This window comes from Peribacillus sp. NPDC055009 (assembly GCF_053608705.1).
On sequence record NZ_JBSGVZ010000009.1, the window covers coordinates 186,033 to 207,453 of the forward strand.

Below are 21,421 nucleotides of genomic sequence, written 5' to 3' on the forward strand. Positions count from 1 at the left end.
AAACGGGCGCCGGCAATTTCGTATAAAAAATTCACCATGAAGTATTATATGAAGATAATATCTATTTCGAAGGAGGAAAAAATTGAGCGGTCATTAAAAGCGAATTATCATTATTCACCGAGTACCTTGTATCATTATTATTCACAGCTTGCCTTGCGGTTTTTCTCACAAAGTTCACTGATTCATTTCCATGGCTTTCCTTTATTGGTGTTTCAATAGGTCTTGCCCTCATGATCTCCTGTTGGGAACAAAAGAAAAACCAATGGTCTCTTTTTATTACAGGCTTATTATTGAACACCGTTGTTTGGTCTATTGTTTTGAATTGGTCCTCATTTTTTTAAATATATTTACTCCTGAAAAATACAAAACAGCCTGATCCATATTGATTGGATTTGGCTGTTTTATTTTAAGTTTAATTAAGGCCATCACTATTTTTGAAACTTACCTGCAAATGTGGGATGCTGAAAATGTATTTGTTGATGGTTCTTCGGCATTTCCTCATAACAGTTCGTTTAACCCAACTGGTACATTAGGTGCTTTTTCATATAGAGCGGCAGAGGGAATTGTAAAATACCTTAAAAAAGGGGGTTCTCTCGTATAAGCCCTTTTCTTTGACCTAAAAATAACATGACCTGCTCCCACAATAATTGGGTGCAGTTTTTTAATTTTAGGATGCTAAAAAAACAAACATGCATGCTCCATTTAAGACTAAGGGCATCGTTTAAGGTACATATTAAAATTAATACCAAAAACTTAAGATACGGGGGGTTATAAAATGAAAGGCAAATGGAAAATCACTATTTTATTCGCATTACTTTCGGTAAGTATTCTGTCAGCATGTAACGCTGGTAATAACGACTTTAATGATCAAGAGGAAGTAGATTATCGTCCTGTTCGAAATGACACTGACACGAATCCAAATAATAATGATGATAATAATCGATCATTTAAGCATGATGAAAACCCTGATCAAACAGATAAACAAATGGAAAAAGGCGATAACCTTGAATTTAATAAAACGAGAGGCGATTTATAGAACCCTACTAAACTAATGTCCAAAGGCTTTTCGATTCGATTTCTGGTGATGTTAGTCTAATGTTGTTGGAACTGTTTCCATAAGAAGACAAAATTTTATTTGGGATACCATTGGTAAAACTCCCAAAACCCGCTTATCCTCCAGTTTGACTTTATTTCTCATTCTTGCACAAATGTATTCCATGGAGTTGACATGATAAAATGAAATTTAACAAGAAAAAAATCAACGTTGTAGATATTAAAAAAGCGAAGAAAAGTGTGTTTGCTACAGGGGTAGGAAATGCAATGGAGTGGTTTGATTTTGGCTTATATTCCTATTTAGCTGTTATCATTAGTCAAAACTTTTTTAGTGCTGTTGAAAATGATGAGCTAAAATTAGTGTTCACCTTTGCAACATTTGCGATTGCCTTTTTAATGCGCCCAGTAGGCGGTATCATATTTGGTAAAATCGGAGATAAATTAGGAAGAAAAGTCGTTTTAACAACCACGATTATTTTGATGGCTTTTTCAACATTACTAATTGGTTTATTACCTACATATGATCAAATCGGTATATGGGCACCTATACTCTTATTAATAGCTAGAATTATTCAGGGTTTTTCAACTGGTGGCGAATACGCTGGTGCAATGGTCTATATTGCAGAGTCTTCTCCAGACAATAAACGTAATATGCTTGGAAGTGGATTGGAAATTGGTACGCTCATTGGTTATATATTAGCTTCACTACTTGCCAGTACACTCTTTATCACTCTATCTGATCAACAGATGGCCTCATGGGGTTGGAGAATACCGTTTCTACTTGGCTTACCTTTAGGGCTTATTGGGTTGTACTTAAGAAAAAGTTTAGAGGAATCACCGATTTTTGAAAATGAACTTTCTGATGATGAAGCCCAAGAGGAAAGCTTTCTATCTATTTTTAAAAATCACAAAAAGGATATTCTTGTATGTTTTGTAGCTGTTGCATTCTTTAATATTACAAGCTATATGCTATTATCATACATGCCTTCTTATTTAGATGAGATTATTGGATTATCTAGTACAGTAGGAACCCTATTAATTACGATTCTAATGATTATTATGGTGCCACTTACTTTAATGTTTGGAAAGCTCAGTGATAAAATTGGAAATAAGACTGTTTTCTTAATCGGTTTAGGCGGTTTAAGTCTATTATCTGCCTTTGCTTTTTATTTAATTAACTTGAATGCTTTAGTATTTATTTCGTTAGGTGTTCTAATTCTAGGTGTTCTGCTTTCAATTTATGAAGGCACAATGCCTGGATCGTTACCAACCATGTTCTATACTGATATTCGATATCGAACATTATCAGTGACATTTAATGTTTCGGTTTCAATATTTGGTGGAACTACCCCTTTAGTTTCCACATGGTTAGTTCACCAAACTGGGAATAACTTAGCACCTGGTTTCTATCTAACAGCCGTGAATATTATCGGATTTTTAGTGATATTATTCTTGTTCAATAGTACTTCAGGAAAATCCCTAAAAGGTTCTTACCCAACAGTTGCTTCTAAATCTGAATATCAAGAAGCTGTTGAAAATCCAAAAGATTCCCTATGGTGGAAAACGGAAAAAAGAGAAAAATAAATGGAATTAAAAAGCACCCATTCAATGGGATGACTACTCGAAATACAGACACTCAAACATGAGTGTCTGTATTTCGGGTTTTTGTTTTACTTATTGAGGTCTCGCCAGCTATTTAACATTATCTATAAAGGGTGGTGAGGAATTATGAAAAAGAATTATACGGTTTTCTTTTTACTTTTGTTTATTGAAGCTATTTCTAGTGGTATGCCACTTAAAAATTATTTCGACTATTCTATGATTATTGGAATTGGTTTAGCGACAGTATATTCGCTTGGAAAAAGGAACAGGGTAAATAATTCACATCATTAAATGGTTTATAATTGGTAGTCAGGGCAGGTGAGTTTTTTGTTAAATTACATCATTTTTATTATAACTTTTTTTATTATTGCAATAGTGTTTGAACGTTGGTTGAAGAGGAAATTGAAGATTGATAAAAGTAAGGGGGCATTTTATAAAGGTGTCAATCCATTTCAGAGGTGGACTGAAATGGCTATGATAATAGCATTTCTTTTATTAATATGGTTTGTTGATAATCCTATTTCCTGGCTTATTGGCTACTTTCTTATTTCATTAAGTTTTCGTGCTTTCATGGAATGGAAATATAAAAGGGAAGAAAAAGAATACATCTTAACTTTATACTCTATGTTTATATACCTTTTTGTTTTGGTCATAGGCTTTTATTTAATTTAATATTATCTAAATAAATACAGCCCCAATAAGGGACTTTTTTTACTGTGTCCTTAATGAACTAACCTGTGCTTTAGCTGAAGATCGGAGCTGTCTTTAAGGCAGCTCTTTCTTTATCCAATTAACGGTGCAGGTTAGTTTGTTTAATAAGCGTAGTATGTTCGTACTGTGTAAAAACAAACACGAACATTTTATGGAAAAAATTACATTAATTAGTTAAAATGTTTACGAGGTGATTTTGTTTTGGGATACACAGGTTTGTTCGTAATGCTGGCAATTATCTTTTTAATAGTAATTTCCAATAGGCATTTATTTTGGTGGATAAAAGCCACAATAGCAGCCTATTATTTTGTAATTTCTTATATCTTTATCACTACTAAAAACAAAATTGATAAACAATATGAGAATATACTTCCTGTACCAGATGCATATTGGGATAAGAATTCAGGATGGGTTAATACAATGGTTGGTTATTATTTCTGGCCTTTGGCTGTAATTCTCCTTTTTATTTACTACAAATGGTATAGAAGTGTACAAAGCAGGATAGCAAAAGGATGAATTGTTGTTAGTTTCATTCCAGCAACTGCTATTTTTTTAATTATTACTTTTTTCTTTGGATTCGGATACGGGTACAGACCATAAGGTTTGTACTTTATTTTTATTGCATAGTTAGTGTCAACTCTACACTAAGCCTTTTAGAACTAATGGTGCTTTACTTCAATAAGGCGAGCCTTTTTCTTATAGAACTATCGGGGGAGAGGGCTGTTTGATCTTTAATTGGGCCATATTCTGGAGTAACTGATTGTGCAAATGACTAAAATTAGAAAAAAAAATGGTGGATAAAAAAGGTAATATGAAGACTGCAAGTAACTCCATAGTTCTTTCCCCCACTAATGGGTTCCTTTCCGGAATATCCATGCTGCGTGAATATTCCAGGCACGAGCGTTCCGCACACTACTAGTAAAAAATTTTAAAAGAATTTATGGATTTGAATTTGTTGCCATACAATTTTATAATTGTATGATTAATGATTGTATGAAAAAGGATGAGGAATGTGCCGATTAATTCGTTTGAGGATTATCCAATGACATGGAAGCCGACAATAAATCGAGAAGACAGACCGATTTATCAGGCATTAGCTAAGCAGTTAGAATATGACATTATAGAGGGGCGCTTAGTGCCTGGCACGAAACTTCCACCACAAAGGGAGTTAGCAGATTACTTAGAGGTGAATCTAAGTACGATTTCGAAAGCTTTTAAAGTATCTGAGTTAAAAGGACTGGTCAGTGCGACCATAGGTAGCGGCACTTATGTTTCGTATGATGCGATTTCGAACGCTTATTTGCTTGCAGAAGAAAAGCCAAAGCATTTAATTGAAATGGGAGCAATTTTACCAGATCGTGTGTCGTATGGGCCTTTATTTGACTTATTGCAATCGATGTTACAAGAATCAGATTGTGCGAGATGGTTTGGATACAGTCGACCAGGCGATTCGATTTGGCAAAAAGATGCAGGCGTCAAATTATTGAAATTTGCCGGTTTTGAAACGACCAGAGAACATATCTTACTTGCTAATGGCGGACAAAACGCCATCACAGCAACACTTGCAAGCCTTTGTCAGCATGGAGATCGAATTGGAGTAGATCACCATACATATCCAGGCTTAAAGACAGCAGCCGCGATGCTGGGAATTCAGCTTGTACCGATTCGTTCAGAGTCTGATGAAATGAGTCCGGAAGCACTTCTTTATGCATGTAAAAATGAAAATATTAAAGGATTATATATTATCCCAGATTATCAGAATCCGATGACATATACGATGAGCGTTGAAACTCGTAAGGCTATTGCTGAGATTGCTGTAAAGTATAATTTATTTATTATTGAAGATGGAGCGTACCATTTAATCCAAGAAAAAGTATTGCCGGCTGTAGCGACATATGCCCCTGAGCATACGATTTATATAGCGAGTTTATCGAAATCGATGGCACCTGGACTCCGTCTTGCTTATGTGGCAGTTCCTTTAAAATACCTGAATTCTACTCGAAAGGCTCTTTATAATTTAAATATTTCCGTATCGCCACTACTTGCAGAGTTAGCATCACGAGTAATTGTATCGAATCAGTTTGAAAACATTGTTGCATTTCATAAAGAGGAAACAAAAGCTCGCAATCAGTTGGTTAATCAATATTTAGGTAAAGAGAACTGTTTAGGTGAAGAAACAGGGATTTTTCATTGGTTACATCTGCCGCATCAGTATACAGGTGACCAATTTGAACAACTAGCTGCAGCACAAGGTGTACAGGTATATAGTGGACGGCGATTTGCGGTAGGTAATGTCGCTCCAGCAAATGCCGTACGTGTGGGGGTTTGTGCTCCAGAAACGAGAGAGGAACTTGAAAAAGCTCTTATTATACTTAGAAAAATAATTGAAATGTAAAATAAATATTGTTTGCCATACAATAATTATATTGTATGGCTTTTTTTTTACGTGTTATGATAATTCAAACTTAGTTGGGGGATGAAAGGCAATATTAATTTTGGTGTCATAAGCTTATCATTGGAATAAGTTTATTGTAAAAAATCTGAATATTCCAATAAAATCGGAATTGGGTAGGTAAAAAAAATTGAAATGTTAAAGGAAGGAAGGTTTACAAATGGATAATAAATTTGCTGAGAGGGCCCGTCTAGTTAATTCGTCTGAGACCCGTGAAATATTAAAAGTAACAGAAAGGCCAGAAGTCATTTCTTTTGCGGGAGGACTTCCAGCTCCGGAGCTGTTTCCTGTTGAAGCCCTTAAAGTTGCTTGCAATGTTGTATTGAATGAAGAGGGCGCGGCTTCTCTTCAATATAGTACCACTGAAGGCTATGGTCCTTTGAGAGAAGCTATTTGTCAAAGGATGAAAGCCATTGGGATTAACTCTGCTATTAACAATGTTCTTATCACTTCAGGGTCCCAGCAAGCGATAGATCTTACTGGAAGACTATTTATTAACGAAGGAGATACTATTATTTGTGAAAGCCCAACCTATCTTGCAGCAATTAATGCATTTAAATCATACAATGCAAACTTTGTGGAAGTTGCTATGGACAATGATGGGATGATAATGGAAGAGCTGGAGAGGAAACTGCAAGAGCATCCAAGCGCAAAATTCATCTATACTATTCCCGATTTCCAGAACCCTACAGGTCGTACATTAACACTTCAAAGACGTAAAAGAATGATCGAACTTGCTAATCAATACGATGTACTGATTGTAGAAGATAATCCCTATGGAGCTATAAGGTTTGCTGGAGAGGAGATACCGCCGGTGAAACGTTTTGACACAGAGAACAGAGTAATTTATATGAGCACGTTCTCTAAAATTTTCACTCCAGGCATGCGAATTGGATGGATTTGTGCAGATCAATCGTTTATTGATAAGTACGTGGCTTTCAAGCAAACAGCTGATTTACATACTGACAGCTTTGCTCAAAGGATAACAGCAAAGTATATGGAACTTTACGATATGGAAGAGCATATTAAAAAAATCAAAGCAGTTTATAAAGCAAGATGTACAATAATGTTAAAATGCATAAAAGAATTCTTTCCGGAAGATTTGTCTTACAGTAAGCCAGAAGGTGGATTGTTTATTTGGATTGAGCTCCCAATGGGGGTTGATTCCAAACATATATTTTCAGAGTGCTTGAAAAATAATGTTGCTTGTGTTCCTGGTGTTCCATTCTTTCCAAATGGCACACAGAAGAACACTTTACGTTTAAATTACTCGAATATGCCTGAAGAGCAAATCATTGAAGGCATGAAGCGTATGGGTGATGTATTACATCGTGAACTAAATAAAGAGACAATATGTTTGTAACTAAAGGAAACAAAAATATAATTAAATCAAACACCAAAACCATTAATAAATACCTTCTAAATGTTTAATGAAAGCACTAATCTTAAAAATATCCAATTCAAAAAATAAGATTTTAATTATATTTTTTTATAAATCTTACATTTGAATAATCAGGAGGCTTATTATGCCAATATCATTTATAAATCCATATATTACAAAGTCCGTTTCGACATCACCACCACCACCGTTTACTCCTTTATATACGCTTATATATAAAACAGATTAAGAATCTGCGAAATATATAAGCTGTTTCGCAGATTCGAAGGAGTAGACGATGAAATCTAAAATTCAGTTTATATTATCAATGATTATTTTCGGTACAATGGGTTTAGTTGTGAAATACATTGATTTATCTTCGAGTGAAACAGCTTTTCTAAGCAGTTCAATTGGGTGTCTATTTTTAATGTTTGTATTTTTCATTATGAAGAAATCCATTCCATGGAATTTAGTGAAAGTTAATGCTTCTGCCCTTTTTCTTTCTGCGATTGCATTAGGAGGGAATTGGATTTTTCTTTATCAATCCTACGATCATACAACACTTGCTAATGCAACACTGGGGTATTATTTTGCGCCAGTGTTTGTCATGGTTCTCTCGCCATTTGTACTTAAGGAGCTTTTACCAATTAAAAAAATTGTTTGTATTGGTGTAGCGATATTAGGTATGTTATTGATTATTGGAAACGGCATTAGCGCCTCTGGTAAAGATGATCTACTTGGAATCCTTTTCGGATTAGTTGCGGCTGCATTTTACGCGGCCTTAATGTTATTAAATAAATTCATTCAAAACATGGGCATGTTAGAGATTACAATCATTCAACTTGGAACAACTGCTTTACTTCTCTTTCCCTATGTATTATTCACTGAGGGATTTGGTATCTTGGAAGTCTCAAGATCTTCCATTCCTTTTATAATACTATTAGGCGTTGTTAACACTGGTATTGGCTTTTGGTTATTTTTTTCTGGTATGCTAAAGTTAAAGGGACAAAGCATTGCTATGCTAAGCTATGTAGATCCTTTTGTAGCTATACTGATTTCTGCTGTAATCTTACAAGAAAAAATGACAATTGTTCAAATTATAGGTGGCACACTCCTTTTAGGTTCAACTTTTATTAGTGAAAATAATTCAATTAATTTTCGAAAACGACATACGAAGATTTTAACAAAATAAAGAAATGGGGCAGTGAGGGGAAATCCCGCACTGCCTTTTATTATGTTCAAGTAAAAAGACTAAGCTTTATTAATCACCTTACTTCCACTAAACTACTTCTTTATTTAACTTACGCAGAGTTTGTGTCACTCTACAATAAGTCTTAATGAGCAAACGGGGCAGGATAGTTCAATAAGATGTCGCAGCACACACTAAAAGAATGGTACAGCTTTCAAGAAAAATAGAAAGCGGAAACCAAAAATGGTTTCCGTTTGTTTATTTTGAACTTAGGATTCTAATTGCATGATATGCTTTTCTTGGAAAATACTTAAACTTTTTGAAACTTTTCTTGTTTATAGATTCCACTAATTAGTAAAGGGGGTCAAATAAGATGGAAATAGAAAGCCACCGGCTAGTTAAAAAAGCAATCAAAGGTAATAAAAGCGCCTTTGAAAAGTTAGTTCAACAACATTATGAAAGAATCTACCGTACTGCCTATCTTTATGTACATAACGAAGAAGATGCGTTGGATGTTGTCCAAGAAGCAACCTATCAGGCCTTTACATCTATCCATTCGTTAAAAAATCCGGAGTATTTTATGACCTGGCTCACCAGGATTGTCATACGATGTTCGGGACATGTCCTAAAGAGAAAAAGCAATGTCGTTCCTTTGAGTGATGAGATATTGTCAAACCTGCCGGGTCAAGTTAATCCAAACATTGAAGAATCATTACTGCTGATTGATGCAATTCAGCAGCTGAAAGAGAATTACCGTACTGTTATTATTCTATTTTACTATTACGACTACTCGATAAAAACGATTAGCAGTGTCATGGAAATTCCAGAGAATACCGTAAAAACTTATTTAAGCAGAGGGAAAGCGGAGTTGAAAAAGTCCTATAAAAATGAGGAGGAGGACAAATGCCATGGATAAGAAGGAACTCAAAGAAGCAATAGAACAAATAGCTGTACCGAAAGAAAAAGTATTTAGTGCCATTTCCAAAGGGATAAACAAGGAAGGTAATAGTGGAAAGGCAAAGAAAAAAAAGGTTCTTGCAGGTGTGGCGACTGCTGCTGCTCTTCTTGGAATCACCGTAGCCTCAGGATTTGTTAATCCTACAATGAATAGAGTATTAGCTAATACCCCTTTAATAGGCGGGATTTTTCAAGAATTTAATGATTCAACAGGCGTGGAATTAGCTAACCAGGATGCAGTTACAGAATTAAACCAATCAATTACAAAAAATGGGGTAACTGTAAGACTGACCAGCGCTTACTTTGATGGCAATGTAGTATCAATTACAGGATTTGTAGATGAAGATGTGGAAAAGGGGCATAACGAAAAAGGAGAAGTAAGCTTTGATGTAAACTTTGAACACAATAAAGGGGATCATGACCCTTGGTTAAATGGAAAGTCAAATGACATTAAGAAAGTGGAAAATGGATATAACTTTCAATGGAAAATGGTATATCCTTATAAATCATTTAAGGAGAATTCTACTCTTCCCATAACGATTCATAATATCAACGGGATAAAAGGTGAATGGAATTTTGATATTCCAATTCAACAAGAAAAAAATCGTACATTAGCCATTAATCAAGAGCAAGGGTACCCGGATGATGAGGTCAAAATCCGTATTAAAGAGGTCCTCACCGCAAGGGCGTCATCTTCGCTTATTTATGAGACGGTGGAAAAATACAAAGATGATGAAATTTATATACTAAAAGCAATTGATAATAAAGGAAAGGTATATAGGTTTGGAAACGGAACATCTCTAGAGGAGGCAGCACTAGAGGATGGATATCATAGTACTGCTCGAACAAAAATGACCAAGCTGAACTCAAATACTACTTCACTTACTTTTTATCCGCAGCTATCTGTTGCAGACCCAAAAGTACAACAGCTATTGGACAAAAAATCATTTACGTTAAAAAGCAAACGGCTCAATTTAGGCCTTCAGGTAAATGATATAACTAAAAAGGGTAGTAAACTAGTAATCGATTATCAATTTACAGGGCTCTCCAAGGAATTGAGTAAACACCAGCTTGATTTATTTGAAAATAATTTGAAATATGAATTATTGTTGGTAGATAAGGAATATATAGGGGAAATAGATCCTGAAAATCCAGTGCCACCTAAAAATCATAGCATTCGCATTAATAAAGTGAAAACTATCGATAAAAAGACAGCGCACTTCCAATCTACATTCGATATAAATGGAGAAGAAAAAATCATGAACTTTAAACTGGAAAATACAATTTTGCAATTCAATTTTTCAAACTTTATTCCAGCTAAGGAATTACAACCATTTACTGTTGTACTTCCAGTGGGGAATGAATAAACAATTAAAGTAGCTCATTTTAGGGACCATATAGTTGACGAGTGGAATGCTACTAGTGCATTGAATAATTAGTAATATCGGGGCGATGACTTATATAAGTCACCGTCTTTTTTTATTAGTTAGAAGTCTGTGAAATATTGTACTTAAACTATAGGGTGCGTTAGCTGAAGATCGGAGCTGTCTTTAAGGCAGCTTTTTCTGCATTTAAAGTGGGAAGATAATCCGATAATAAAAAAATACCGATTAATTAGAGGAGAAGGGTGTTTAATAATATTTAGGGGCTATTTCGTTTGCTTTAATTATCTTGGTTATTTGTTTCTTTTATGGAAATATAAAACAAGTAATTGACCCTGGAGTAACAACTTTTCGTGTATTGACGATATGTGGAAATCAATATATCTTTCTCTTTCTCTTTTCTTAGTGAGAAAGGACTTTGGAGAAATTTAGCTTTAGGTCTTAGTATATTTGTTGGTTTAGTTTACTTTATGAGCTGTTGAATTAATGAGAATAATATTCCAGGGTAATGGATTTTAAATTGTTTATTCAACAAACAGGTGCTTACTTCATTACCAGGAGCTGATCAACAGCTCCTTTTTCTTATGGGCGTACCCTAATAGTTCTCACATGTCACTGCAAAATTCTATATACTAAAATTAATTAAACTAGAATACACGAAGAACCTTTAAATAGAAGTGTAATACGAGGAGGAGATATCATGCTTATTACGGAACGGCATCAATTAATTATAAAGCTATTAAAAGAAAAGGAGAATGTTAAGATTCATGAGCTAGTAGAATTAACAAATACTTCAGAATCTACTTTGCGTCGTGATTTAGATCAATTAGAAAAGCAGAACTACTTAAAACGTGTACATGGTGGAGCTTCACTTTTACATAGTAAACGAGACGAACCAAGTGTGTTTGAGAAAATAACGCAGAACCTTGAGGAAAAAGCTAAGATAGCAAAATATGCGGCAGAACTAATTTTGGACGGCGACTGTGTTTATCTTGATGCTGGAACAACAACGTATCAGATGATCAAACATTTAAGACAAAAAGATATCGTTGTTATTACAAACGGAATTGGTCATTTAGATGCATTACTTGAAAATGAAATATGTACATATTTTATTGGTGGATTTGTTAAAAAGATTACCAGAGCAACAGTTGGACGTTATGCATACGAAAGTATAAAAAAATACAGATTTGATAAGTGTTTCATGGGTGCGAACGCTATTCATTATAATTTTGGATTGACTACCCCTGATCCAGAAGAGGCGCAAATAAAAGAAAGAGCCATTTTTTTGTCACGTGAGGCCTTTGTATTAGCGGATCATACAAAATTTGGAGAAGTATCATTTTCTAAGTTTGCAGATTTAAACCAGACAAAAGTTATTACGAATGAGGAAGGTACAATAACGTTAGGAAAATATAAGGAGAAAACGGAGATAATTATTGTGAGGGACTAAAAACTAAATTAGTTATCGTTGAAGGAAAGCTGGTATTCAAACTGTCTGATTAGACATTTAGAATACCAGCTTTTTTTGAATATTCTGAAATTATTTTATTGAAAATTTTTCCCTTTGTTGTATCAATATAATAAAGAATGCTTGATTAATTGTAATGTGGCCAATTAACAATGAGGGAAAATCTGCTCCATCTATTAAATCTTCCATTTGAAACGTTTAATATTTTATTTTATCAATATATTTTTTGGAATAATTGGAACCATTGACAATTATAAACAGCTTTAATATAATCAAAATCAATCAAAAACAACCAAAATCAATCAATTGTAATTCTAATGTGTAAAGGGTAATTATATTGTTTTACAAGATATGAAAGCGTTATCAATAAATTGGATGTTATGTGAAAAAACTATCAAAATCAATCATATTTCCATTATTTCAATCAAAATTATTCATTTAAGGAGGTGATCTAGTTTAAGAGTTTAAGAGATTGAGAGCGGTAACAATTTCTCGTTCTGTAGCTAATTATTTTCATCTTCAAAAACTAGGGGGATTAATATGGATAAATATGTAAAAATAATAGGAATACTAGTTTTGGCGTTTGTAATTGCCGCGATGACGGCATGTAGTGGGGCTAGTGAATCATCAAATGGATCAACAGACGGTAACGAAGGACAAAAAGGTAACAAACAATTAACGATCGGTGTAGCGGTGGGTAGTTTAGCAAACCCTTTCTTCGTCTCCATGGCTAAAGGTGCTGAAGAAGCAGGAAAAGAATTAGGTGCTGAAGTTCTAGTTGAAAGCGCTGAATATGATTTAGCAAAACAAGCTGCTCAAATTGAAAACTTTATTACGAAAAAGGTAGATATTATTCTTTTAAATGCTGTTGATACAAAAGGAATTGCGGCAGCTGTTCAACAGGCCAAAGCTGCTGATATTCCAGTAGTTGCTGTAGATACTAATGCTGAAGGTGGTGTCGATGCCACTGTTACTTCAGACAACTATCAAGCTGGTAAACTAGCCGGAGAATATGTGATTGAACAATTAGGTGGAAAAGGAAAAATAGCTATTATTGATGGACCTCCTGTTTCGGCTGTATCTGATCGTATTCAAGGATTTGAAGATGCAATAAAGGATTCCGAAATTAAAGTAATTGCGAAGCAAAATGGAGAAGGGAATCGCGAAAAGGCATTAACGGTGATGGAAAGTATTTTACAAGCTAATTCATCTGGCTCTATTGACGCTGTTTTTGCGATTAATGATCCAGAAGCAATTGGTGTTGAAATTGCTCAAGAGCAAGCGAATCGTAAAGATGAATTTTTCATTGTCGGAGTGGACGGTGCTCCTGAAGCCACAGAAGCAATGGCAAAGGAAGGAAGTACAATTGCTGCAACTTCAGCTCAGTCACCTAGTAACATGATCAAAAAAGCTGTTGAAATCGGAATGAAAGTGAAAAATGGTGAAGAAGTTGAGGAGCTTATTAAAGTTCCAGTTGAGATTGTAACTCAAGATACATTAGATTCTTACCAAGGTTGGTAAGAATCTTTCAATAAATAGGCTGATAAGGATTCCTCCTTTAATCAGCCTATTCAAATCAATATAAGGGGTGAGATAAAGGTATGGCTGTCAATGAAATGTCCCTTAAAGGCCAACAAAGTCTAAAAAAGCCAGTGTTGAATATGGAAGGGATTAGTAAAACGTTCTCAAGTGTAACCGTATTGAACAATGTGAGAATTGAACTTTATCCAGGTGAAGTACATGCATTAATGGGAGAGAATGGCGCTGGAAAGTCAACTTTCATGAAAATCCTCGCAGGCATTCATACACCTGATGACAATGGTGGGAAAATCTACTTAAAAGGTCAACCAATTTTATGGAAGGACCCTACTGATGCAAGGAACAAAGGAATTAGTGTTATTCATCAGGAGTTAAACCTTGCTCCTAATTTAACAATAAGTGAAAATATCTTAATGGGTTCGACCTTTCCTAGAAATGGTTTAGGAATGGTGAAATGGGATGAGGTCCATGAACGTGCCCAAGAGGTGTTAGATTCAATGGGGTCGAATCTAAATCCACGCCAATTGGTTTCGACCTTAAGTGTTGCTCAACAACAAATGGTCGAGATCGCTCGAGCATTATCCTTTAATGCAGAGGTACTCATAATGGATGAACCAACCGCCTCCTTAACAGATAAAGAAATAAAAAAGCTGTTTGAAATTATTGATGATTTGAAAAAGCAGGGAGTTGCTATTGTATATATCTCTCACAGAATGGAAGAAATCTTTAAAATTTCTAATAGGTTCACTGTATTACGTGACGGTGAATGGATTGCAAGTGGGCCGATTGAAGAGACAAATCCTGATCATCTTGTAAAGCTAATGGTAGGACGGGATTTAAAGGACTTGTTTAATCGGTCAAAAGCTTTTGGTACAAAAAATTCAAAGGAAGTTTCACCTGTACTTGAATTGAAAAATTTTTCTGATAACACGATTGTAAAGAATGTATCTTTAAAAATTTACCCAGGTGAAATTGTTGGTTTGGCGGGGCTTGTTGGAGCTGGCAGAACAGAATTGGTTAGGGCCATTTTCGGTTTGTCCGAGTTGAAAAGTGGCGAAATATTGGTTGATGGTCAATCTGTTAGAATCAAATCCTCAATAGATGCTATTGCTAATAGGATTGCACATGTACCTGAAAGCAGGAAAGAACAAGGGTTATTTTTATCAATGTCCGTAAAAGAGAATATCATAATGGCTGAATTGAAAAAACATGCTAAAGCAGGAATTGTTAGTTGGAAGCAAGCAAATGAAAGCGCTAACCAATATATTGAAGACTTAAATATAAAAATAGCTTCCCCAGAACAGCAAGTATCAAACTTAAGTGGTGGGAATCAACAAAAGGTAGTGATCGCTAGGTGGCTATCAATTGCACCAAAGGTATTACTACTTGATGAGCCAACACGAGGGGTTGATATAGGTGCCAAGACTGAAATCCACAAGATTGTTTCGAAGCTTGCAGATGAAGGATTGGCCGTTTTAATGATATCATCTGAACTTCCTGAAGTATTGGGGGTAAGTGATCGAATACTTGTCATGAGTGAAGGAAGGTTAACAGGCGAGCTTTCGAAGGAAGAAGCTACACAGGAAACAATTATGCGTTTAGCTACCAAAGGGGGGAGAGAGAAATGAGAGGGAATACGCAAACTATTACACATTCACAACGCCTAAATATAGGAAATGTCCTTTATTCTTTATGGAGTAGGCTTGGCATGATCATGATTTTATTATTATTGTGTGTAGTACTTTCATTTACAGCACCAAATTTTTTAGATACAGCCAATTTATTGAATGTATTAAAACAAGTCTCTATTATTGCTATTTTAGCTGCTGGGATGACAATTGTTATTTTAACTGGTGGAATTGATTTATCAGTTGGTGCAACAGTTGCTCTATCTGGCGTTATCTCAGTCATGGTCTCTTCTACAGGAGTTAATCCTATAATTGCGATGTTATCAGGCGTACTAGTAGGGTATGCAGTAGGACTGATTAATGGGTTTCTCACAGCCAAAGCAAAGTTACCAGCATTTATTGTTACACTAGGCAGCTTCACATATGTTCGTGGACTCGCTTATGTCATTAGTGGCGGTTATCCAATTGTTTTACAAAACGAAACATTTAAATTCATCGGTGGTGGAAGTATTTTCGGAATCCCCACTCCTATTTATATCATGTCTTTAGTATATGTTGTGATGTTTTTTGTTCTTAAATATACGATGTTTGGTCGTCATATTTATGCGATTGGTGGCAATGAAGAGGCGGCTCGGTTAACTGGAATTAAGGTTGAAAAGTCTTTAATCAATGTGTATTCGATTAGTGGTTTACTAGCTGGTTTAGGAGGAGTCGTTTTAGCGGGAAGGTTGTTTTCTGGACAGCCAACTGCTGGTCAAATGTATGAATTAGACGCAATTGCTGCTGTAATTCTAGGAGGAACAAGTTTAACAGGTGGAAAAGGGAAAATAATAGGAACAATTATTGGGGTTTTAATTATGGGGGTAATCAGTAATGGGTTAACTCTAATGGATGTCAACTATTATTGGCAGTTAGTTGTAAAAGGTGGAGTTATTGTAGCAGCCGTTTTATTAGATCGATTGCGCGGAAATAGTCCAGCATAACGATCACATGTCATTTTAGATTTTAAAAAAGGGATGTGATTAAAAGTGAAGAGGATTATTAGTATTCTACTAATATGTTCAACTGTTACTTGTTTACCATTTAATAGTGCAAATGCAGAAGACCCTGGGTATTATAATGAACCATACCGTAATCAATTTCATTTTTCTCCTGAAGCTAACTGGATGAATGATCCGAATGGTATGGTTTTTTATAAAGGTGAATATCATTTGTTTTATCAATATCATCCGTATGGAACGGCATGGGGACCTATGCATTGGGGGCATGCTGTCAGTAAAGATCTTGTTAATTGGGAGCATTTGCCGATTGCTTTATCGCCGGATGAAAACGGTCAGATTTTCTCGGGGAGTGCTGTTATTGATTGGAACAATACAGCTGGCTTTGGAAAAGAAGCAATGGTTGCCATCTTTACGCATTCAGGGGATAAGCAAGTCCAAAGTATAGCGTATAGCCTAGACAAAGGAAGAACTTGGGAAAAGTATAAAGGGAATCCCGTAATGCCAGACCCTCCTATACAAGATTGGCGCGATCCTAAAGTATTTTGGCATGAAGAATCAAACCAATGGGTTATGTCGTTAGCGGCTAAGGATAAGATCATGTTTTATACCTCACCTAATTTAAAAGAGTGGGAGTATGCAAGTGAATTCGGCGAAGATGGTGGAATACAAGCAAATAGCTTAGACAGAACTTCTTATACCATGTCATCCCAGAAAGGTGAATCATTTAGCTATGAGGGAGATATTACCCTTAATGAGAAGAATGGGAGAGAAGGGGCAGGCGGTTTAGTTTTTCGGTCAGATAGGAGTGCAAAGAACGGCTATGTTGCGAGCTTAGATGCCAAAAACGATGTCATAACATTAAGTAAGAATGTAGATGGAACAAACGAGGAAATTGCGAGAAAACCTTTTACCCTCAAAACTTCAACTACCTACCATGTGAAGGTGGAAACAGATGGGGATCAAATTCAAGTCTTTGTAAACGATCAATCCGTTATAAAAAAAACAGATATAGAATTCGATTATGGATACTATGGATTGTCAGCGTGGAATTCAACGGCTGCCTTTCGAAATGTGGAGTTCAAGAATACATCTAACTTTGAAACCAATTTATCAAAATGGACAGATGTAAACGGAAGCTGGGAGAACACGATGGTCGGAAAAAGTGGAGCCTCTACCGAGGATGCTTTTGTAATGAGTGGTCAAACAGGGGATAACTTTTTTTATGAAGCAAACATTGAGGTATCTGGGGAAAAAGGCGGCAACGGAGCTGGCTCGCTCGTTTTTCGTGCAGATCCTAATGCAACAAACGGTTATATGGCGAATATCGATGCTTTAAACGATACAATAAAAATCATGAAAATTGAAAATGGAGAAATATCCATTCTAGCTGAAAAAACAATAAATCTAGATACAGATAAAAGGTACCATTTAAAAGCAAGCACTCATGGGAAAAATATTAAAATTTCTTTAGATGGTAATCTCATTCATGATGTAAATGATTCAACTTTTTCATCAGGGCATTTTGGCTTAAATGTTTGGAATTCATCCACGTTATTCCAAGATGTTCAAGTTGGTAAGAACATCATGACAAATGAGAAGGAAATTACTAATCATGATTTTGAGACAGGTGATATAACTGGGTGGAGTACAATCGAAGGTAATGCTTTCACAAAAGATCATGTGACAAATGTACCATCATACTGGGGAGGGGATTTCGGCCATCAAGGAAACTACCACTTATGGGGGTTTACTGATCTTCAAAAGGGAGATGACGCAACAGGTGAACTGCACTCCGCATATTTTAAACTAGATGGCTCTGGAGAAATCAACTTTCTGTTGGGCGGTGGTAATGATATCAACAACCGCTATGTTTCGTTAGTGAGAGCCTCTGATGATCAAGAATTAATTCGACAAGCCAATACCAAATTTAAAGAAGAAAAATATCAAAAATACGTCTGGGATGCTTCTAAATACATTGGTGAAGTGTTATATATTAAAGCTGTAGACCAAGCTACAGGTGGTTGGGGTCATTTAAACATGGATGATGTTAATGTTTATAATGAAGGGGCCATGCCAAATGAAGTAGACCAAGTTGCCAAAGAGCCTGAGAAAGACGATTCGAAAGAAAGCGGCATCCTTACAGACTGGTCTGCTGTTTCTGGAGAGTGGATACCTTCTACTCATGGTAGTAACGGAGGGATTTGGGAATGTCCTACTCTAATCGAATTACCAATTGATGGTGACCCTTCAAAAACAAAATGGGTACTACAGGTAAGCATTAATGATGGCGCTCCTGCAGGCGGGTCAGGTATGCAATATTTTGTAGGTACCTTTGACGGGAAAACGTTTAAAAATGAAAACCCTTCCGATCAAGTGTTATGGACTGACTACGGGGCAGATTATTATGCCGCAGTTGATTGGAGCGGAATTGAAGGGAAGAATGGCGAAAAATATTGGATTGGCTGGATGAGTAATTGGCAATATGCAAATAATACACCAACTTCGACTTGGAGAAGTTCAACGACATTGCCAAGAAAGATGGAACTAACTCAGACAGAAGAAGGTTTACGTTTAAAACAAACACCAGTTTCTTTAAAAACCATTCGAGATAAGAGTGAAAAAATTTCATATAAAAATAAAGTCATATCTGGTGAAAGTAATCTCCTATCTAAACTATCAGAAGATACATTTGAAATGATAGCAGAGTTTGATGTAGATGATATAAAAGCAACTGAATTCGGCTTTCAAGTTCGTAAAGGAGCAACTGAATATACGACTATTGGCTATGATGTTGCGACCAAACAGTTATTCGTAGACCGTTCAAATTCAGGAAGCTTTGATTATGGGAACAATGTAGTTGGTAAGCATGACGGACCGTTAAATGCATTAAATGGGACTTTGAAAATGCATATTTTCATTGACCAATCTGCTGTAGAAGTGTTTGGAAACAAAGGTGGGACGGTTATTTCTGATCAAATTTTCCCGGATTCATCAAGTAAAGGATTACAAATTTATAGTAAAGGTGGAGAAGTTACATTAAAGTCTTTGAAAATATACCCTTTAAAGAGTATATGGAAAAGATAAAGACTAATATTTCAATCCTATTAAAGAGGGGTTGATAGTAAGAGTTTATGAAGGCTGTCGAAAATGATCGATAGCCTTTCATTTTACCTAAATCACAAGAATGGAGAGTGTAATGTAAATGAATAAAACAAACCGCGCAGTCATATGCGTTGGGGAGCTTTTGATCGATTTTTATTGTACAGATATTGATGTTAATTTAATAGAAGGTAATCATTTTCTAAAGAAAGCCGGGGGTGCACCAGCGAATGTCGCAGCTACTATTTCAAAGCTAGGTGGGGAAGCGAGTCTTATAGGAAAAGTAGGAAATGACCCATTTGGATTATTTTTAATAGAAACGATAAAAGAGGTGGGGGTTGATACATCGATGATTGTTACTGACGATTTAGCACCAACTACTTTAGCATTTGTTTCTTTACAAGCAAATGGTGAAAGGGATTTTGTATTCAATAGAGGAGCGGATCGAAATTTAACAGAGGATAACATATACCTAGATAGATTAAGTGGTGCAAAGATCATTCACTTTGGATCTGCAACTGCATTTCTGGAAAACCCTTTTAAAACAACTTATTTAAAGGCAATGGAATTTGCACAAAATAGGGGGATATTTCTATCGTTTGACCCTAACTTCCGACATGATTTATGGAAAAATAGAGTGGCTGAATTTATTAGTTTAGCTAGAAAGGGTATATCAATGGCTGACTTTGTAAAACTAAGCGAAGTAGAGCTTGAACTAATCACGGGAAAAATTGATAAATATGATGGAATAGCAATGCTCCATCATTTAGGGGTAAAAATAGTGGCTGTCACCCTTGGATGGGAAGGCACTCTTCTTTCAAATGGAAGTGGAATGAGTGTAATAAACAGCGTCGAAGTAAATTCAATTGACTCAACTGGTGCTGGTGATGCATTTGTCGGTGCTGCTTTATTTCAATTTGCAAATCTTGAGTCTTGTGACACAATTCTTAGTGATTTTAGTAAACTTAAAGAGATCATTCTTTTTGCAAATAAAGTAGGTGCCGTCGTGTGTACGAAGGTAGGAGCGATTTCTTCTCTACCAAACGAAGAGGATATATATAAGATTTAGTCTTCATCGTATTGTTTCGGATTGTGAAAAAATCGCGGTACACCTGGCTTAGGAGGTCTAGGTGTATCGCTATTTTTAGTTTATATTGGTCCCTTAGCGGATAAATATTATATATATATAAATAAGAAGAACCGTGAACTGAAGTGAATTAGGTTTGATTTTGATTAACTAGTAAAAAAACAGATGAATAACAAAATCATGCCTTAATCGTTACTTAGAACAGTAATTAGGTAATTACTAATAGTGCCTCGCCCATTTGGATTGAAGGCACTATTTAGTGATTTAAGAAAAATGTGCCCACTTAATGTGAACTTTGTGAAATATTGTACTTAAACTAACGGGTGCATTAGCACCATAGGATAATGGGTTGGATGGCATGTGTGGCTGTCCTAGTATCTGGCGTAGGCGGGGCCGATACTAGGAAGAGGGCTTAGGAAATGTCCTGTTTTATTTTGTTAAAACTATTTTTTTATGCGGTCAGAAGTCAAAATGTTAATGTCCAACGATGTATAAATACATACATAAACAATAAAAACGAAAGACATTAAACCCCTTGAGACCTAAGGGGTTTTTAGCATGCTGCTAAATAAATACGAACCTACAGCTTTCATAATTAGATAAATAAAGATGAAATAGAAAAGCTCTAGTGGTTAATCTAGTGATTTTATTGATCATCTAGCAAAGCCTTGCTACATCAAGGTTGTATAAAATCCTGAATATACGATAATAAATGACTAAGAACCAAACCCTTGATACACATGGGTTTGGCTTTTTTAGCTACTACCTAAAATAGAGTTGTATAACATATTCATTCGTTCCTTTGAGGTCTTCTTCAACGAGGTAGTTTATTTTCTTAATTTAATGGACAAATTATTATAAGTTGAATTGTG

At 35.5% G+C, this 21,421-nt stretch carries 17 protein-coding genes and 1 pseudogene; all 18 read left to right on the top strand.

Annotated features, from left to right (window positions below):
- Positions 1 to 382 precede the first annotated feature (382 nt).
- The 18 genes and pseudogenes from ACWF5P_RS15745 (at position 383) to ACWF5P_RS15830 (ending at position 20,531) form a co-directional block, all read left to right on the top strand.
- Positions 383 to 601 carry a hypothetical protein gene (locus ACWF5P_RS15745; protein WP_434169750.1) on the top strand — a complete coding sequence of 73 codons (219 nt, stop codon included), beginning with the start codon at positions 383 to 385 and terminating at the stop codon, positions 599 to 601.
- A 174-nt stretch (positions 602 to 775) separates the two neighbouring features.
- A complete protein-coding gene (locus ACWF5P_RS15750; protein ID WP_230178574.1) occupies positions 776 to 1,036 on the top strand; it encodes a hypothetical protein in 261 nt (86 codons plus the stop codon).
- A 200-nt stretch (positions 1,037 to 1,236) separates the two neighbouring features.
- The gene (locus ACWF5P_RS15755; RefSeq protein ID WP_101225727.1) at positions 1,237 to 2,637 is read left to right on the top strand and encodes an MFS transporter; all 1,401 of its coding nucleotides are present in this window, start codon (positions 1,237 to 1,239) and stop codon (positions 2,635 to 2,637) included.
- Between the two features lie 144 nt (positions 2,638 to 2,781).
- Complete coding sequence (locus ACWF5P_RS15760) at positions 2,782 to 2,946, top strand: hypothetical protein (protein WP_434168597.1); 165 nt, start codon at positions 2,782 to 2,784, stop codon at positions 2,944 to 2,946.
- An 84-nt stretch (positions 2,947 to 3,030) separates the two neighbouring features.
- Positions 3,031 to 3,327, top strand: a complete 297-nt coding sequence (locus ACWF5P_RS15765; RefSeq protein WP_434169608.1) for a DUF4181 domain-containing protein — start codon at positions 3,031 to 3,033, stop codon at positions 3,325 to 3,327.
- Positions 3,328 to 3,567: 240 nt separating this feature from the next.
- Positions 3,568 to 3,882, top strand: a complete 315-nt coding sequence (locus ACWF5P_RS15770; RefSeq protein ID WP_434168598.1) for a hypothetical protein — start codon at positions 3,568 to 3,570, stop codon at positions 3,880 to 3,882.
- Between the two features lie 496 nt (positions 3,883 to 4,378).
- Positions 4,379 to 5,761, top strand: coding sequence for an aminotransferase-like domain-containing protein (locus ACWF5P_RS15775; RefSeq protein WP_157831166.1), 1,383 nt, complete (start codon positions 4,379 to 4,381; stop codon positions 5,759 to 5,761).
- Positions 5,762 to 5,978: 217 nt separating this feature from the next.
- The gene (locus ACWF5P_RS15780) at positions 5,979 to 7,181 is read left to right on the top strand and encodes an aminotransferase class I/II-fold pyridoxal phosphate-dependent enzyme (RefSeq protein WP_434168599.1); all 1,203 of its coding nucleotides are present in this window, start codon (positions 5,979 to 5,981) and stop codon (positions 7,179 to 7,181) included.
- A gap of 313 nt (positions 7,182 to 7,494) precedes the next feature.
- Positions 7,495 to 8,388, top strand: coding sequence for a DMT family transporter (locus ACWF5P_RS15785; protein WP_101225732.1), 894 nt, complete (start codon positions 7,495 to 7,497; stop codon positions 8,386 to 8,388).
- A 370-nt stretch (positions 8,389 to 8,758) separates the two neighbouring features.
- A complete protein-coding gene (locus ACWF5P_RS15790; RefSeq protein ID WP_397314200.1) occupies positions 8,759 to 9,301 on the top strand; it encodes a sigma-70 family RNA polymerase sigma factor in 543 nt (180 codons plus the stop codon).
- Positions 9,294 to 10,709 carry a DUF4179 domain-containing protein gene (locus ACWF5P_RS15795; protein ID WP_434168600.1) on the top strand — a complete coding sequence of 472 codons (1,416 nt, stop codon included), beginning with the start codon at positions 9,294 to 9,296 and terminating at the stop codon, positions 10,707 to 10,709. The genes ACWF5P_RS15790 and ACWF5P_RS15795 overlap by 8 nt, the downstream gene beginning before the upstream one ends.
- A gap of 715 nt (positions 10,710 to 11,424) precedes the next feature.
- Positions 11,425 to 12,177 carry a DeoR family transcriptional regulator gene (locus ACWF5P_RS15800; RefSeq protein WP_434168601.1) on the top strand — a complete coding sequence of 251 codons (753 nt, stop codon included), beginning with the start codon at positions 11,425 to 11,427 and terminating at the stop codon, positions 12,175 to 12,177.
- Positions 12,178 to 12,735: 558 nt separating this feature from the next.
- Positions 12,736 to 13,716 (top strand): ABC transporter substrate-binding protein, encoded by a 981-nt coding sequence (locus tag ACWF5P_RS15805; RefSeq protein ID WP_434168602.1) that lies wholly within the window; start codon positions 12,736 to 12,738, stop codon positions 13,714 to 13,716.
- Between the two features lie 80 nt (positions 13,717 to 13,796).
- Positions 13,797 to 15,362: an ATP-binding cassette domain-containing protein gene (locus ACWF5P_RS15810; protein ID WP_434168603.1), complete on the top strand. Its 1,566-nt coding sequence runs from the start codon at positions 13,797 to 13,799 to the stop codon at positions 15,360 to 15,362.
- Between the two features lie 80 nt (positions 15,363 to 15,442).
- Complete coding sequence (locus tag ACWF5P_RS15815; protein WP_241637511.1) at positions 15,443 to 16,345, top strand: ABC transporter permease; 903 nt, start codon at positions 15,443 to 15,445, stop codon at positions 16,343 to 16,345.
- A 63-nt stretch (positions 16,346 to 16,408) separates the two neighbouring features.
- A pseudogene (locus ACWF5P_RS15820) lies at positions 16,409 to 17,434 on the top strand (glycoside hydrolase family 32 protein); the annotation flags it as partial.
- Between the two features lie 999 nt (positions 17,435 to 18,433).
- Complete coding sequence (locus tag ACWF5P_RS15825; RefSeq protein ID WP_434169609.1) at positions 18,434 to 19,447, top strand: GH32 C-terminal domain-containing protein; 1,014 nt, start codon at positions 18,434 to 18,436, stop codon at positions 19,445 to 19,447.
- A gap of 118 nt (positions 19,448 to 19,565) precedes the next feature.
- A complete protein-coding gene (locus tag ACWF5P_RS15830; RefSeq protein ID WP_434168604.1) occupies positions 19,566 to 20,531 on the top strand; it encodes a PfkB family carbohydrate kinase in 966 nt (321 codons plus the stop codon).
- Positions 20,532 to 21,421 lie beyond the last annotated feature (890 nt).